The sequence below is a fragment of the Pseudomonas sp. GW-45 genome (assembly GCF_056896675.1).
This window is the reverse complement of sequence record NZ_CM167674.1, coordinates 639,585-656,633: the sequence shown is the minus strand read 5'-3', so window position 1 is coordinate 656,633 and position 17,049 is coordinate 639,585. Positions and strand designations below refer to the sequence as shown.

The following is a 17,049-nucleotide window of genomic DNA, read 5'->3' as shown; positions in this document are numbered from 1 at the left end:
ATCAGCGCAGTCCGCTCTGTGCGGACGATCATGGGCAAAGAAAAACAAGCGATCAAACTGCTTATTCTGGATGACTCGCAAAACAACGCAGAGCGTCTGGTAAGCCTGTTACGTAATGCCGGCCATGCAACACGAGCGCATCGCATTACTTCAGTGGAAGATCTGCAGGAGTCCCTGCAACAAACTTGGGACCTGTGCCTGGCCAGGCCCGAAACGAGCTTCATGACAGCCCACGAAGCCGTCGGCTTGATCTCCCGTCAATCTCGAGACATACCCTTCATTCTGCTCACTCCCGCGCCCAGCACTGAACTGCGTATCGATGCACTGCGCGCTGGAATGCAGGATTCTTTAAGCGATGAAAGCGACGCGCTTTTGACCTTGGTAGCCAATCGGGAGCTGGCCAATCTGGCAGCGCGCCGACAAAGGCGCATTGCCGAGCAAAGCCTGCGCGAGGCAGAAAAGCGCTGCCAGCTGCTGCTTGAAAGTTCGGTTGATGCCATAGCCTATGTACATGACGGCATGCACATTTATGCCAACCGCTCCTATATTCACCTATTCGGTTATGACGACCCTGACGATCTGGCTGCCGAGCCCATGGTCGGCTTAATTTCCGGTGATGACCAAAGCCGTTTCAAGGACTTTCTACGCAACTACATCCAACAGGGCGGTCAGAACGAGATCCGTTGCAAAGGCCTGGACAGCAGTGGCAAGCAGTTCCCGATAATGCTCAGCTTTTGCCCCGCCAGCTACGACGGCGAGCCCTGCACCCAAGTGGTGATACGCGCAGAAACTGCTAGCGCCGAATTTGAAGAAAAACTCAAAGTCATGGCCAGCCGCGACTTGGTTACTGGCCTATTCAACCGTGCCTACTTTCAAGATCAGCTCGAGGCCATCCGTGACAACGCAGTACGTCTTGGGCAATCCAGCAGTCTCGCGTACATCAGCATTGACGGATTCAACAGCGTTCAAGCAGACATAGGCTTGGGCGGTGCTGATTTAGTATTAACCGATATCGCCCAGCTGCTGCGCGACCACTTCCCTGAAGACACGCTGATTGCACGCTTTGGCGACGACGCCTGCAGCGTGCTGATCCCCGGCAAAGAACCGGAAGCTGCGGTGACCACCCTTGAGGCGTTGCGTCAAAAGATCGAGGGCAACCTCTTTGACGCCAACGGACGGACTGTACAGATCACACTTAGCATTGGCGTGTCCGCCATTAGCGAGACCAGCGCCGACCCTACCGAAGCGGTGAATCGCGCGCACCGACTGGCTGATCAACTCAGTCATGCTGGCGGTAACGCAGTGAAGGCGTTCAACCCGCTCGACGAGCTTGCCCACCAAGCCAACCGTGGCAACCTGATTGCGCTGATCAAACACACACTGGAAACCAACGGCTTCCGTCTACTGTTTCAGCCAGTCATCAGCCTGCGCGGTGATGAAGCCGAACACTACGAAACCTTTCTGCGTCTGCTCAATCACGAAGGTGAAGAGGTTCCTGCTGCCGATTTCCTGCCAGCCGCCCAGGAAGCCGGCCTAGCAGCCGAAATTGACCGCTGGGTGATTACCCAGGCTACCCGCCTGCTGAGCAGTCATCGCGCAAAAGGTGCGGAAACTCACCTACTGCTCAATCTCAGTGGCGCGAGCCTGCAGAATCCGGACATGGTGGAATGGATCGCCGGTCAGCTGAAGGAAGCTCGCCTGCCGTCCGACGCTATCATCTTCCAGTTCAATGATGCCGACGTGAACACCTACCTAAGGCAGGCCAAAGCACACACCGAGGCGCTGCATGCAATGCACTGTAAAGTGTCACTTAGCCACTTTGGCGGCGCTTTAAACCCCTACGCGTCGCTCAAGCATGTACATGCTGACTACATCAAAATTGATGGTTCATTCGCCCGCGACCTGTCCGACCCAAGCGCAGTAGAAGCATTGAAGGTCATGGTTTCCGCCCTGCATGCGCAAGGCAAACTGACTATAGTGCCTTACGTCGATAGCGCCGCAATGATGCCAACCCTCTGGCAGGCAGGGGTGAATTACATTCAAGGCCATTATCTACAACCGCCTAGCGACAGCATGAGCTACGACTTCTCTGCTGAATAACAGGCTGTCGAAAGCCCCCCTGCCAAGTGCAGCGCAATGCAAAACGCCCGGATAACCGGGCGTTTTGTTAGCAAAGTGCTATCAGGCTAGCTGCCTTCTCGATCGCGAAAACCCAACAAATACAGAATACCGTCGAGCCCTAAGGTCGATATCGCCTGCTTGGCAGATTGCTTGACCAGCGGCTTAGCTCGGAACGCGACACCCAGCCCGGCAATCGACAACATCGGCAAATCATTGGCACCGTCACCGACCGCAATAGTTTGCTCCAGACTAATCCCTTCTTGCTCTGCCAACTGACGCAACAAATCAGCCTTGCGCTGCCCATCAACAATAGGCTCTTGCACTTCACCGGTTACCAATCCATCGACTACTGGCAGCGCGTTTGCATAAACATAATCAATACCCAAACGCTTTTGCAGGCGCTCGGCAAAGTAGGTAAACCCGCCGGACAGTATGGCCGTCTTGTATCCGAGGCGCCGCAGCTGAGCAATCAGGGTCTCCGCGCCTTCGGTCAAGCGCAACGACTCACCAATCTCTTCCAGTGTAGAAATGGGCAAGCCTTTGAGCAGCGCCATGCGCTCACGGAAACTGGCCTTAAAGTCCAATTCGCCGCGCATCGCTCGCTCAGTAATCTCAGCAACTGCCTCACCCACCCCCGCAGCCTTAGCCAGCTCATCGATTACTTCAGCGTCAATCAGGGTCGAATCCATATCGAACACCACCAGACGGCGGTTGCGACGGAAAATGCTGTCCTGCTGAAAGGCGATATCGACACTCAACTCCTGAGCAATCGCTAGGAACTCCGCGCGCAACGCAGCAGGATCAGCGGGCTCACCGCGCACCGAAAACTCGATACAACCCTTACCTTGATCGGCCGGCAAGCCTTCGGGAATGCGCCCGGAAAGTCGATCGATATGGTCTATGTTCAAATCGTAGCGTGCCGTAATTTCACTGACGCGGGCGATATGCTCAGCGGTAACGCGGCGTGCCAGCAAAGTGACTATGTGCCTTGGTTTGCCCTGCCCGGTTACCCAGCGACCATACTCGTCAGCACTGACCGGGGTAAAGCGTACCTGTTGATCTAGCTCATAGCCGCGAAACAGCACATCTTTCAAGACATCTGACAGGCCTTCATCACCGGTCATCTCGACCAGAATTCCGAAAGACAGGGTGTCATGAATGACCGCCTGGCCGATGTCCAGGATATTCACCTCGGCTTTTGCCAGCAGGCCGGTAATAGCCGCCGTCAGGCCCGGGCGATCCGGGCCGGTAATATTGATCAGGACTATTTCCTTCAAGGTAACCTCATACGCCTAGCTGAAAACACTATTCTAACCGGAATTGGCAACCGTCTCACAGATGAACCCTTTTTCCTTGCAGAGGGAATGGCTATACTCGGCGCTCGAGCCGCCAACGGCCTGCCACTGCCCACACCTGTCAATTTCGAGTCCCACTTTGAGCCGCTCAAGTCCTACCCAAGATAATCTTTTCCTACGCAGCTACACGCAGTTTCGGCGCCGCTGCAGCAACTTCCGCTATGCGGTTCCACTATTGGTACTGCTGCCTTTGCTGGCGTTGTTATTGCTAACGCTCTGGTTTGGCAAAGTCGAGTTGCAGCGCGATATTGGCGTGCAAGCTGATCGCGTAGGTAGTGCGCTCGCCCGCCAAATCGCCTCAACTGCTGCTGAACCCCTTGCAGCCGGCGATAATCTTAGCCTGAACATCCTATTGGCCGAGTGGAATCAGAACCCTTTGATCGCCCATGTAAGCCTCTACTCACCTAACAACCGTGTGATAGCAGAAGCTGGCAATAAGCCCGCCGCACACAACCGCGCGCCAGGCCAAGGCCGTTATATGGCGGCGGTGCTGCGGCAAGATCAAGTGGCCGGGCAGATTCAATTGGTTCTGGCCGCACAGCCATTCCGCCAGCCGGGTACCAACTTCATGGTCCAACTCATCTGGACTTTGCTGGCCATCGCCTTGGTTAGCGGTTTGACTGCCTGGTTTTGGGCCGCACGCCTACGCCGCGATCTCTCGGCTATTGCCGAATGGGACACCGCCCCCCTTTACCCTGCACCGGCCAGCGCGCGGCATGACGAGTTGGGTGACTTTGCTCGAACCCTTACCCAGCAGCGCGGCCTCTACCCTGAGCCCGAGCCCGAGCCCGAGCCCGAGCCCGAGCCGATTGAGGTTATCGATATCAGCGTTGTTGCTGCAGATATTTCTACTGAAACACCTGCCCCGGCTAGCGAAGCAGTTGACGTAGACAGCACGAGCATCGTCAGCGCATTGCCAGATGAAGACGGCCTTAGCGACGCATTACCAGTAGCACCCGATGCCGACGCGAGCAGCCCGGCTGACGCGGCAAATAAAGAAGTAGATAGCGTTACCGACACAGCAACAACAGACAATAGCGAGCTACCGCGCCACGCCATGCTCGCGGTGCGCCTTGGCAACCAGGAAGCGTTACGCCGCCTACCCCGTCAACGCTTGATGGCCTTGCTGGAACGCTATCGAGAGCATGTGCAACGCGCTGGACAATTGTATGCCGGCCAACAGCACACCCTATTTGATGGTACCAGCGTATTACTGTTTAGCCCTGGCGCTGAGGACACCCGCGACGAACTGGCACACGGCCTTTGTTGCGGTGAGCTGCTGCGCGTGTTGGGACATGATTTACAGATTGAAATCGCTGATACCGGCATTGCACTGCACTTGCAACTCGCCTTATGCCACGCACCAGGGCTGGAAGACATTAGCGACGCTGCGCTGAGCGAGCATGAACTCTGTCAGCGTACCCTGGATCAACTGCAACACAGCCGTAATTTATTACTGGTAGACGCAGAATTGGCTGGGGCAGGCACTTTGGCTAACAGCGCCGTAGCCAGACGTCTCGCCAGCCAGCCTGGAATCTATTGTATTGAGCGCCTGCTCGAGCCCTATCAGTCGATGGTAGAGAGCCAGCTGAACAAGCTGTACAACCAACGGCAAGACTGATCACCTGGTCTGCCAGCGCTGCCCGAGCTCCTTATTGGGCAGCGCCGACCTGCGTTATTCGCCAGCGGCTGGCTCAGCAGTATTGCTTAGCTCTACAGCCACCGCATCCACCTTCTGGAACCCACGTGGCAACTTGTTGCCTCGTCGTCCACGTTCGCCACAGTAATGTTCTAAATCAGACGGCTTTAGCGTCAGCGTGCGTTTACCTGCTGTCAGCACCAGGCAGCTGCCCGGTGGCAGCACTGCCAGACCCGCAACAAACTCTTCGCGCGTTTTAACTCGCGCTGAGGGCAGGGATAGAATTTTGTTGCCCTTGCCCTTGGATAGCTGTGGCAGCTCTGCCAGGTTAAAGACCAGCAAGCGACCTTCATTGGACACCGCCGCCAGCTGACTACCCTTCAAGTCCCGCACACGTTGTGGCGGCAGTATGCGACCGCCCTCGGGAACGCTCAGTAGCGCCTTACCGTTCTTGTTTTTGGCCAACAGGTCTACACCCTCGGCCACAAAGCCATAACCAGCGTCCGATGCCAGCAAGTACAGCGCCTCGTCTTCCGGCATCAGTACGGTTTCAAAGCTAGCACCCGGTGGCGGATTAAAACGCCCAGTTAACGGCTCGCCCTGCCCCCGCGCAGACGGCAAGGTATGTGCAGGTAACGAGTAGCTACGGCCGCTGCTGTCAATGAACACAGCTTGCTGGTTGGTGCGGCCAGAAGCCTTATTAAGAAAGCCATCTCCGGACTTATAGCTCAAGCTAATGCCATCAACATCATGCCCTTTGGCACAACGTACCCAGCCTTTTTCGGACAGCACCACAGTGACTGGCTCCGAGGGAACCAGCTCGGTTTCCGACAGGGCTCGTGCTTCTTTACGTTCAACCAGCGGAGAGCGCCGGGCATCACCGTAGGTCTCGGCGTCGGCGACCAGTTCATCACGTACCTTGTTACGCAGCAGACGTTCGCTCCCCAGTACCTTCTGCAATGCGTCACGTTCGATAACCAGCGCATCCTGCTCGCCGCGGATCTTCATCTCTTCCAGTCGCGCCAACTGCCGCAAACGCGTGTCCAGAATATAGTCGGCCTGCAGCTCACTTAGGTCGAAGCGTGCTATCAGCTCAGCTTTGGGGTGCTCCTCGGTGCGGATGATGTGAATAACTTCATCCATATTAAGGAACGCCACCAATAAACCTTCCAACAGGTGCAGGCGAGCCTCGACCCTATCCAGACGGTACTGCAGGCGACGGCGCACCGTGGCAACACGAAAGCCGAGCCACTCGCTTAGCATGGTCCACAGGTCTTTCACCGCTGGCTTACCATTCGTACCGATCACATTCATATTGACGCGATAACTGTGTTCCAGATCGGTAGTGGCAAACAGGTGCTGCATCAGTTCATCGAGATCAATACGGTTTGAGCGCGGCACCACGACAATACGCGTCGGATTTTCGTGGTCAGATTCGTCACGCAGATCAGCTACCATCGGCAGCTTTTTGTTCTGCATCTGAGCTGCAATTTGCTCCAGCACCTTGGCACCGGATACCTGATGCGGCAATGCGGTAATCACCACATCACCCTCTTCACGACTCCACACCGCGCGGGCACGCACGGAACCGCGACCCGTAGCGTACATTTTCAGCAGTTCGTTACGCGGAGTAATGATCTCCGCCTCCGTAGGGTAGTCAGGCCCCTGCACGTGCTCGAGTATTTCGTCTAAACCAGCGCCCGGATCATCAAGCAAGCGCACGCAGGCGGCGGCGACCTCTCGAAGATTGTGTGGCGGTACATCCGTCGCCATCCCCACAGCGATCCCGGTGGTGCCGTTAAGCAACAGGTTCGGTAAGCGTGCCGGAAGCACTCTGGGTTCATCCATGGTGCCGTCAAAGTTAGGCTGCCAATCAACCGTGCCCTGGCCTAGCTCGGTCAACAGCACTTCGCTGTAACGCGCCAGGCGGGCCTCGGTATAACGCATCGCGGCGAAGGACTTGGGGTCATCTGGCGCCCCCCAGTTACCTTGGCCATCGACCAGCGGATAACGATAGGAGAAGGGCTGTGCCATCAGCACCATGGCTTCGTAGCAGGCTGAATCGCCGTGCGGATGGTATTTACCCAATACGTCACCGACGGTACGGGCTGACTTTTTGTGCTTCGAGGTAGCCGACAGGCCTAGTTCGCTCATCGCATAAATGATGCGGCGCTGTACCGGTTTAAGGCCATCGCCTATATGCGGCAAGGCACGATCCATGATGACGTACATGGAGTAGTTGAGATAAGCCTCTTCGGTGAACGACGCCAGTGTGCGGCGCTCTACCCCTTCGAGACTCAGATCCAGGCCATCACTCATACATAATCTCCGTTATGGCATACCGTGCTGATGCCGGTCGCCCTACTGCTTGTTCATTGATACTGCCGCAGCAGCAAATCACCGCCCTGCGAACTAAAATCCAATTGGCGCAAGGCGCTCATGCCCAGCAGCACACCTTCACCGCCCATGCCCGGCACTATGCCCGCATCCACATCATGCAACTCAATATCACCAATACGCAGACTGCGCAGGCGGGTGCTGAAACCGGGCGCCGTACCGTTGGCGGTTTCCACCATAAAGCCGCGCCCTTGCTCAAGTCCCATTTGCTCGGCCAGCTCTGCCGGTACAGCGACAAAGGTTGCTCCGGTATCCACCAGAAAGGTCACCGCATGTTGATTGATCTGCCCGTCGACCAGAAAATGCCCCTGACGATTTGGCTCCAGCCGCACTTCCACTGCGTCGTTCAGACGCATCGAGTCCGGCTGTTGATTGGGATTCTGCTGCCGCTCTTCCACACCGCTGAACCAATAGGCAGCTAACAACAGACCGGCTACCCAGGCCAGTATCAACATACCGGTACCGAGACGGCGCTGGCCGGGTGCCGGAGAGTCACTCACGCTTGGTATCCTCTCGCCAATCGCTCGGCAGCGCGAACTGGAAAATCCAGGGGCGGCTATCGCCATCCGGACGCGCGCGATTGTTGTTGTCCAGCCCAATCATGATGCCGTCTTCGTTGATCAGCAGTGCCTCGGCCAGGCCGTAAGGTGCATCGGGATAGAAGTAGGGTTCAGATAGGACCGTTTGGGCGAATGACCAGCAACGCTCGCGCTTGCCGGATAATGAACTACGACGGCATACCTGGTGCGCATTACGTTCCAATGACCAGAGTTTTCCCTGCCATAACACCAGATCAGAGAAATCCGCGGGCAGCACCTCTTTGTTCAGAACGCCTGGCGCAAAAGTGTCAGTCGGAAGAAACCGACGTTCAGCCAGCAATACACAACCTGCCAGCGGGCAGCGCCATTGATCACCTTGGCGCTGCAGCTTTAACAGGCCACGGCCTTGCCGCTCAGCTGCCAGCCATAACGTGTCCGCCTCAGCGTTAATCGCTACCCCTTCAGCCAGCGCGTTAACCTGCTGCCACAGCCCCTGGCTTTCGCCTTCGCTGTAGACCGCCGGATCCAGGTCCAGCCACTCGCCCTTGACCGGCGCGTCTGCGGCAGGTGGCAACTTAAGCACGCCCAGTTCGCTCTCGCTGACCAAATAGCGATTGCCCTGCGCATCACAAGCGAGCCCTTCAAAGTCCAGCGCCCGCCCGCTCAGGCCACGTAACCAGGCACCGGCCAACAACTGCACGGGCAGCATGCTAGGTGATGAGTCTGGCAGTTCGAACTGTTCGCTGGCGGCCTGCCAGCCCGCGTCTGTGCTATTCAGAACAAACAACGTTTGATCTTCACGGTCCGATAATGACAACAACTGCTCGCCACAATATTGCAATGCCGATAGATTGCCACGCGCCATGCCGTCGACTGGCAAAGCCTGCTGCAGTCTTAGCTCCGGGGCACGTTCAAAAGCAGTAACAGGAAGTGCAGCGAACAAGCAACAGGCCAGCAACAGCCCTTTTAAAATCGGGCTCAAAGCAATACCTCGGCCAGATTACCTTTGCTCTCCAGCCATATTTTACGATCGCCAGAACGCTTTTTCGCCAACAGCATATCCATCAATTGCTCAGTGTCTTGAGTATCATCCACGGTCAGCTGCACCAGGCGACGGGTATCCGGCGCCATAGTAGTTTCACGTAGTTGCAAGGGGTTCATTTCACCAAGACCTTTAAAGCGGGTGACCTGAATCTTGCCACGCTTGCCCTCAGCTTCAATGCGATCAAGGATGCCTTGTTTCTCGGCGTCATCCAGTGCGTAGTAAATATCCTTACCCACATCCACTCGGTAGAGCGGCGGCATGGCAACAAATACGTGGCCCGCTTCCACCAACGGACGGAAGTGACGAACAAACAGCGCGCAGAGCAAGGTCGCGATATGCAGGCCGTCTGAGTCGGCGTCGGCGAGAATACATATCTTGCCGTAACGCAGCTGCTCCAGGCTCCCTACCCCTGGATCAACGCCGATGGCGACGGCAATATCGTGCACTTCCTGAGAACCGAGCACTTCACTCGAATCGACCTCCCAGGTATTCAAAATCTTACCGCGCAGCGGCATGATCGCCTGAAACTCTTTGTCGCGCGCTTGCTTGGCACTGCCGCCGGCAGAATCACCTTCCACCAGAAACAGCTCCGAGCGCCGCGTATCCTGGCCAGCACAGTCAGCTAACTTGCCTGGTAAGGCCGGGCCCTGAGTAATGCGCTTGCGTTCAATTTTTTTGCCGGCCTTGAGGCGGCGGCCGGCGTGGTTGATCGCCAGCTCAGCCAGCTGCAGCCCTATGTCGGCATGCTGGTTCAACCATAGGCTGAAGGCATCTTTAACCACACCCGAAACAAAAGCGGCAGATTCGCGCGATGACAGCCGCTCCTTGGTCTGCCCTGAGAACTGCGCCTCGGCCATTTTCAGCGAGAGCACATAGCTCACACGCTCCCATATATCCTCCGGCGCAAGCTTAACGCCACGGGGCAGCAGGTTACGGAATTCGCAAAACTCGCGGATAGCCTCAAGCAAGCCAGCCCGCAGACCGTTAACATGCGTGCCACCTTGAGCGGTCGGGATCAAATTAACGTAACTTTCCTGCACCAACTCGCCACCGTCAGGTAGCCAGAAAACCGCCCAATCGATCGTCTCCTTGCTAGATGACAGACTACCGGTGAAAGGTTCATCCGGCAGTTTCGGCCATTCGGCGCACGCATCCACCAGATAGTCACGCAAGCCATCTTCGTAATACCAGCTGTGGCGTTCACCACCTTGGCGATCATCAAACTCGACCTTTAAACCCGGACACAACACCGCTTTAGCTTTAAGTAGATGCTTAAGTCGGGTAATGCTGAATTTGGGCGAATCGAAATAGCTGGGATCGGGCCAGAACATCACGGTAGTGCCGGTGTTACGCTTGCCGACGGTGCCAATTACCTCCAGCTCGCGCACTTTCTCGCCACTCTCAAAGCCCATGGAGTATTCCTGGCCATCGCGCTTGACCCGCACATCAACCCGCAACGAGAGCGCGTTGACCACAGAAATACCCACCCCGTGCAAACCACCTGAGAACTGATAGTTCTTATTTGAGAACTTACCACCAGCGTGCAACCGGGTGAGGATCAACTCCACACCTGAAACACCCTCTTCTGGGTGAATGTCGACCGGCATACCCCGGCCATCGTCGCTAACCTCGAGCGCATTGTCAGGATGAAGTACCACTGTGATGGTGCGCGCGTGCCCGGCCAAAGCTTCATCGACACTGTTATCAATGACTTCCTGGGCCAGGTGGTTCGGGCGGGTGGTGTCGGTGTACATACCGGGACGACGACGTACCGGATCCAGGCCGCTGAGTACTTCCAGCGCATCAGCGTTGTAGGTCGATTGGGACATGGTCTGAGCGATATTCCTTATTATTCACGTAGCGGGCAGGAGTGCTCCCGCCGCGATGAATGCCGTGCGCAAAAGATAATCTGCGACACCTAATCTGCCACACATAATATCCGCCCGGCGCTACCACTGCCAATGGCCGCACCCGCCTATCTGCAAGCCGAGAAAGCCAAACGGAGAATAGAATCTGAATGAGCGTTAGAGCACAGCACTGGCGCAAGCTATAGCGGTTTTAATAACCCGACGCGCCAGGCTCTGGCAGGTAACTGCCGGGGGGCAGCCGCGAAACCTCGGTTTCGATCCGGCCGTCGTCGTACAAACGCAGCCAACGATAACCCGGTGCTAGCGTATCAGTAGCAAAATCTTCGCTGTCGGCGGCAAACTGCACGCAGGTCGAAGGGCTCGCCAGCAATCGAACACCGTCGCGCTTACCATCAAACTCTTGATGCACGTGCCCCCAAAGCACTGCTTTAACGGCAGTCTGTTCGGTAAACCGACTAAATAGCGCATCGGCGTTCTGCAATCCGATGGGTTGCATCCAATCACAGCCTATATCTACCGGATGGTGGTGCAGGCAAACCAAAATGTGGCGTTCCCCAGCGGTAGCCAAGGCATCATCCAGGCGTTGCAACTGGTTATCCGCCAAACGCCCAGCCACCGAGCCAGACACACTGGAATCCAGTAACACGATACGCCAGTTACCAATATCCACCCAATCCCTGCTCAAACCTGAGGCCGCGCCCAGCTGCCGCATCAGAACGGCATTATCGTGATTACCCGGAATCCAGTGGCAGGGTGCAGGTAAGCGCAAGCTGGCGGCGATGAACCTGCGATAGGCGTCTTCACTGCCATCCTGAGTGATATCACCGGTGGCCAGAACCAAATCCATACGGGATATTTCGCCTAGCACCAGATCAATTACCGAGTTAAGGCTGTCTAGCGTATCCAGCCCTAACAAATCGCCGCTATCACCCGCGAACAAATGACTGTCAGTCAGCTGCAGTATGCAAACGTAATCGGTTCCTGCCGATTCGGCTAACGACATGGGGACTCCATTGCTGATTTCCTTTCCGGCGCCAATCATGAACCCTGCCGCTCGCAGATTCCAGCGACTAGATCACAGCTCCTGCGCCCGTTTTCACTGCACAAAAGAGAACGGCTGCGCACTTTGTCCATGGCGCTGGCAGTAGCCAAGCCACTCCCCAAGAAACTGGTTAAGCTGATATTTTTCATCTGGCTGCAGCATTTGCTCGTTCGGGTAGGGATAGACGCCGCGAAAACGGCGGCTATTGTAGGCCGCTACTACTTCAGCCATACCCGCATCATGATACAGGCGAACCTCCATGCTTGGCGGCGTTACCCACTCATGCTGTCGCTCATGGGTAAGCATAAGGGTAGACGTGTAAGGGCACCGCTCCAGTACCCGCATCTGCAGGGCCTGCTGGCTATCATCGCCGGCATCCAGAGTAATACGTCGCTCATCCTGCTCGGCCATTGCAGGCATGAGTTTCAATAGGCGCCAATAATTGGTCTCGCATAGGGTCTGGAGGCCGATCAAATCCACATGATAACGGGGCTTACGCATCACTTTCATGGCTGCGGACCTGCATTATCACGCAATTGCTGAACATTCATCTCCAGCCACTGCAGAGCAATGATGGTGGCTGCGTTGTCAATCCGCCCGCTGCTCAGCGCGCCCATGGCGTCGGCGCGCGACCAGCAACTTACACGGATGTCTTCGCCCTCCTCTTCCAAGCCATGGATGCCTCCTGCACCGCGACTGTCTACCAGTGCCAAATACAGATAGACCCGCTCATCGCTGCCGCCGGGAGAAGGAAAATAACGAGTAATGGGAGTGAGATCGAGTAATTTGAGGCCAGCTTCTTCTTCCGCCTCGCGATGAGCGACTGCTTCAGGTGACTCATCCTTGTCGATTAGGCCAGCAACCAACTCCAGCATCCAAGGCCGCTCACTCTTGTCGATGGCCCCTATACGAACCTGCTCGATCAGCACTACCTGATCAAGCCAAGGGTCATAGGGCAGAACACAAACCGCATCGTGACGCACAAATAGCTCACGACGTAGCGCCGGGCCCCAGCCACCATTAAACAAACGGTGGCGTAGAGTCAGCACATCCAGTCGATAAAAGCCCTTGAAGCCGGTTTGTCGATCCAGCACTTCGACATCGGCACGGGTAAAGTCGGTCACGTTGCCCCCAAGGGTTGTGGTGAGGCTATGGCAACACCACAACATGCATAGAAATCCTGTCGCAGAAGGCCTGGGCAAGGCTGCCCAAACCTGCGACCAAGCCTCTAAGCTCGCATATCTGCGGGGGTAACGGCAAGCTTTCGGCGACCAGCACCAAGCTGGCTGCCGAAAGATTCAGACTTTCTGGTACAACTGCGAACCCTGGGAGCGAAACTCCTGAGATTTAGCCTGCATCCCCTCCTCGACCGCCAAATCCACCGTTTCGATGCGCTGCGCAGCGGCGTAATCACGTACTTCCTGCGAGATTTTCATCGAGCAAAATTTGGGGCCACACATGGAACAGAAGTGGGCGACTTTGGCCGAGTCTTTCGGCAGCGTCTCGTCATGGAAAGCGCGCGCAGTGTCCGGGTCCAGCCCAAGATTGAACTGGTCTTCCCAACGAAACTCAAAACGCGCCTTGCTCAACGCGTTGTCGCGTATCTGCGCGCCTGGGTGTCCCTTAGCCAAATCCGCCGCGTGCGCAGCGATTTTATAGGTAATGATCCCGGTTTTCACGTCATCACGGTTTGGTAGCCCCAGGTGCTCTTTAGGCGTGACATAGCAGAGCATGGCGCAGCCGAACCAGCCGATCATCGCGGCGCCGATGCCAGAGGTAATGTGGTCGTAACCCGGAGCAATATCAGTGGTCAGCGGCCCCAGAGTATAGAAAGGCGCCTCATCACAGCACTCCAGCTGCTTATCCATATTCTCTTTGATTAACTGCATGGGTACGTGACCCGGACCTTCAATCATGCACTGCACATCGTGCTTCCAGGCAATCTTGGTCAGTTCACCCAGGGTTTCCAGCTCACCAAACTGCGCTTCATCGTTGGCATCAGCGATAGAACCGGGGCGTAGGCCATCGCCTAACGAGAAGGAGACGTCATAAGCCTTCATGATCTCGCAGATGTCTTCAAAGTGGGTGTACAGAAAGTTTTCCTGATGGTGCGCCAGACACCACTTGGCCATGATCGAGCCACCGCGCGAAACAATCCCGGTGACCCGTTTAGCGGTCATCGGGACGTATCGCAGCAGCACGCCGGCGTGAATGGTGAAGTAGTCCACGCCCTGCTCTGCCTGCTCTATCAGCGTGTCACGGAAGATTTCCCAGGTTAGGTCTTCGGCAACACCATTGACCTTCTCCAGTGCCTGGTAGATGGGCACAGTGCCGATAGGTACTGGCGAGTTGCGGATTATCCATTCACGGGTTTCATGGATATTTTTGCCCGTAGACAAATCCATCACAGTGTCCGAACCCCAGCGGATACCCCAGGTCATCTTTTCTACTTCTTCTTCAATAGAAGAACCAAGCGCCGAGTTACCAATGTTGCCGTTGATTTTAACTAGGAAGTTACGGCCGATGATCATCGGCTCCAACTCGGTATGATTGATATTGGCTGGGATGATCGCGCGACCACGTGCCACTTCGTCGCGTACAAACTCTGGGGTAATTTCTTTGGGTACGGCGGCGCCAAAACTCTGGCCCGCATGCTGATCCGTCAACAATCCAGCGGCCCTTGCCTGCTCCAGCTTCATGTTCTCGCGGATGGCAATATATTCCATCTCAGCGGTGATGATGCCCCTACGTGCATAGTGCATCTGGCTGACGTTACGGCCCTCTAGCGCGCGACGTGGTGTACGCACGTGGGCAAAGCGCATGTGATCAAGCGACGCATCAGCCAAACGTTCGCTGCCAAAAGCGGAGCTTAGGTTAGGCAGCACTTCAGTGTCGCTGCGCGCGTCGATCCAAGCGCCACGCACATCCGACAACCCGGAGCGCAGGTCGATTTGTACGTCTGGGTCGGTATAGGGGCCGGACGTGTCATATACCAACACAGGTGCGTTGGGCTCATTGCCTTTATCGGTCTGGGTATCGGCCAGGCTGATTTCACGCATGGGTACGCGAATGTCAGAGCGTGACCCCTGAACATAAATCTTGCGCGAGTTGGGAAAAGGCTGGGTAGCGGCACCGTCAGCCCCGGAAATGGCGATGGCGGTATCAGGTAATCTGTTGTTCATTGTTGTGCTCCACTGCGTTGAAATATGCAGGGAACCGAAAAGGCGTGCGAGCCCGTCCGTATACACGGCAGGCCAGCAGACACATATCTCGATTCCTACGCCGGTACTAACCGGTTCAGGTTCAACGGGTATTATCTCAGCCACCACAATTGCGGCAGCACCCCGTCAAGATGTTGGGCACAGTCTAGGAGGTTGCCTGCCCGGCTTCAAGCCGTGCCTTGCGCTATTTTTAATACGTCTGAAGAAGCCGCGAAACCAGCTGGCAAAAACGCCGATCTAGCCAAGTCGTGCAGCAAAAACACTTTGTTCCGCCAAGCGCCCAATGCATTGCTTGACCGCGAGACAGCAGCTCTTTAGCCTTGGTTGACAATTCCAACCATGCGAAGGATTCATGCATGCTGCGCCCCCTGTTTGCTGCTTTATTGCTTGCCGGCGTTTCCGGACATGTTGCCGCCAATACTGACCTCATGACTATTTACCAAGAAGCTCTGCTGAATAACGCTGATTTGGCAGCGGCTCAGGCGGATGCCCGCGCCCGTCAAGAAGCACTGCCACAGGCACGTTCGCAGCTGTTACCCAACATTGGCATTGGCGCCGGCGCTGCACGTGAAGACCTTGAGATAAACGGTGTAGGGGGTGACGAGTACAGCACTCACTACTACCAGGCGAGCCTGACGCAGCCACTGTTTCGCGCTAACCGTTGGTTCGATTACCAGTCTGCCAAATCACTCAGCCAACAAGCCGAACTCGAATTCTCAGCAACTCAGCAGAATCTGATTCTGGAAGTCTCACAAGCCTACTTCAACGTGCTACGCGCCTCTGACAATTTAGCTACTGCAAAAGCTGAAGAAGACGCCTTCGAGCGGCAGCAGGAGCAGGCGCAGGAGCGCTTTGACGTGGGTCTTTCGGCACGCACCGATGTGCTTGAGGCTCAAGCGGGGTACGACAGCGCACGCGCCACTCGCCTGACTGCAAAAACCAATCTGGATGTCAGCTATCAAGCGCTGACACGCCTGACCAATCAGGATTACGAAAGCCTTTACGGCATCAGCCATGAGCTGCCCGTCCTGCCGCCGTCACCAGCTAATCTGCAAAAATGGGTTGAAACCGCCTCTGCACAGAACCTCAACCTGCTTGCCTCCCGTTACGCCATCAATAGCGCTCAGGACGGCCTGCGTAGCAGCAAAGCAGGCTACGCGCCCGTAGTGGATGCCTTTGTACGCTACAACGATACCAATGGCGGGGCCGAGGTCGCGCGCGCCGGACAAACGGCATACGACACCGAGCTGACCAGCTTTGGCGTAGAGTTAAGCATGCCTTTGTTTACGGGTGGTTTGACTACCTCGCAAGTGCGCGAGTCTACCTATCGTCTGACTCAGGCTGAGCAGTTAAGCGAAGCACAGAAGCGCCGGGTAGTGGAAAGTACTCGCAACCTCTATCGCACCGTCACCTCCAGCGTCGACGAAATTGATGCACGGCGAAAGGCTATCGTTTCTGCGAAAGCGGCATTGGACGCGACCCAAACCGGTTACGAAGTCGGAACCCGCAACGTAGTGGACGTGTTGGAATCCCAGCGCAACTTGTTCCGTACCGTACGTGACTACAACACCGCACGTTACAACTACATCATCGACAACCTGAGTCTAAAGCAGTCCGCTGGCACACTCAGCCCTCAGGATTTGGAAGAACTATCAAAGTGGCTGATTCCTGACTACGACCCAGATCGCGACTTCATCCCCGAGCCAACCGAAGAAGAGATGGAACGTATGTCTATGGGCCGTCAAACGCCGGCCAGACCCGCTAACGAAGAGTCATCGCGCTCAACCTTCTAAGTAACATGTCTCAGCGGCAATACAACACA

General features: G+C 56.1%; 12 protein-coding genes and 1 riboswitch. Of the genes, 3 read left to right on the top strand and 9 right to left on the bottom strand.

The features are described from left to right. Positions 1 to 30 precede the first annotated feature (30 nt). Positions 31 to 2,100, top strand: coding sequence for an EAL domain-containing protein (locus AC1XYH_RS02885; RefSeq protein ID WP_483325163.1), 2,070 nt, complete (start codon positions 31 to 33; stop codon positions 2,098 to 2,100). A gap of 86 nt (positions 2,101 to 2,186) precedes the next feature. Here AC1XYH_RS02885 and serB read toward each other — a convergent pair whose 3' ends face one another. Then, the gene (serB, locus tag AC1XYH_RS02880) at positions 2,187 to 3,398 is read right to left on the bottom strand and encodes a phosphoserine phosphatase SerB (RefSeq protein WP_483325162.1); all 1,212 of its coding nucleotides are present in this window, start codon (positions 3,396 to 3,398) and stop codon (positions 2,187 to 2,189) included. Between the two features lie 157 nt (positions 3,399 to 3,555). Here serB and AC1XYH_RS02875 point away from each other — a divergent pair, with 157 nt between their 5' ends. Beyond that, on the top strand, positions 3,556 to 5,097 hold the full coding sequence (locus AC1XYH_RS02875) for a hypothetical protein (protein ID WP_483325161.1): 1,542 nt from the start codon (positions 3,556 to 3,558) through the stop codon (positions 5,095 to 5,097). A 54-nt stretch (positions 5,098 to 5,151) separates the two neighbouring features. Here the strand turns inward: AC1XYH_RS02875 and parC are convergent, their stop codons facing one another. The 8 genes from parC to thiC all read right to left on the bottom strand — a co-directional run bounded on the left by parC (position 5,152) and on the right by thiC (position 15,188). Then, positions 5,152 to 7,434: a DNA topoisomerase IV subunit A gene (parC, locus tag AC1XYH_RS02870; RefSeq protein WP_483325160.1), complete on the bottom strand. Its 2,283-nt coding sequence runs from the start codon at positions 7,432 to 7,434 to the stop codon at positions 5,152 to 5,154. 53 nt (positions 7,435 to 7,487) lie between these two features. Beyond that, a complete protein-coding gene (locus tag AC1XYH_RS02865; RefSeq protein WP_483326289.1) occupies positions 7,488 to 7,967 on the bottom strand; it encodes a retropepsin-like aspartic protease family protein in 480 nt (159 codons plus the stop codon). Between the two features lie 37 nt (positions 7,968 to 8,004). Further along, on the bottom strand, positions 8,005 to 9,033 hold the full coding sequence (locus tag AC1XYH_RS02860; protein WP_483325159.1) for an esterase-like activity of phytase family protein: 1,029 nt from the start codon (positions 9,031 to 9,033) through the stop codon (positions 8,005 to 8,007). Continuing rightward, positions 9,030 to 10,925, bottom strand: a complete 1,896-nt coding sequence (gene parE / locus AC1XYH_RS02855) for a DNA topoisomerase IV subunit B (RefSeq protein WP_483325158.1) — start codon at positions 10,923 to 10,925, stop codon at positions 9,030 to 9,032. The genes AC1XYH_RS02860 and parE overlap by 4 nt, the downstream gene beginning before the upstream one ends. 229 nt (positions 10,926 to 11,154) lie before the next feature. After that, the gene (gene cpdA, locus AC1XYH_RS02850) at positions 11,155 to 11,967 is read right to left on the bottom strand and encodes a 3',5'-cyclic-AMP phosphodiesterase (protein WP_483325157.1); all 813 of its coding nucleotides are present in this window, start codon (positions 11,965 to 11,967) and stop codon (positions 11,155 to 11,157) included. Positions 11,968 to 12,060: 93 nt separating this feature from the next. Then, the gene (locus tag AC1XYH_RS02845) at positions 12,061 to 12,516 is read right to left on the bottom strand and encodes a DUF1249 domain-containing protein (RefSeq protein WP_483325156.1); all 456 of its coding nucleotides are present in this window, start codon (positions 12,514 to 12,516) and stop codon (positions 12,061 to 12,063) included. Beyond that, positions 12,513 to 13,175, bottom strand: a complete 663-nt coding sequence (locus AC1XYH_RS02840) for an NUDIX domain-containing protein (protein WP_483325155.1) — start codon at positions 13,173 to 13,175, stop codon at positions 12,513 to 12,515. Before AC1XYH_RS02840 ends, AC1XYH_RS02845 begins: the two co-directional genes overlap by 4 nt. A 129-nt stretch (positions 13,176 to 13,304) precedes the next feature. Then, a complete protein-coding gene (thiC, locus tag AC1XYH_RS02835; protein WP_483325154.1) occupies positions 13,305 to 15,188 on the bottom strand; it encodes a phosphomethylpyrimidine synthase ThiC in 1,884 nt (627 codons plus the stop codon). A gap of 75 nt (positions 15,189 to 15,263) precedes the next feature. Continuing rightward, a riboswitch (TPP riboswitch) is annotated at positions 15,264 to 15,363 on the bottom strand. Positions 15,364 to 15,583: 220 nt separating this feature from the next. On the opposite strand from thiC, the gene AC1XYH_RS02830 reads away from it, so the two are divergent. Further along, complete coding sequence (locus AC1XYH_RS02830; protein WP_483325153.1) at positions 15,584 to 17,020, top strand: TolC family outer membrane protein; 1,437 nt, start codon at positions 15,584 to 15,586, stop codon at positions 17,018 to 17,020. Positions 17,021 to 17,049 lie beyond the last annotated feature (29 nt).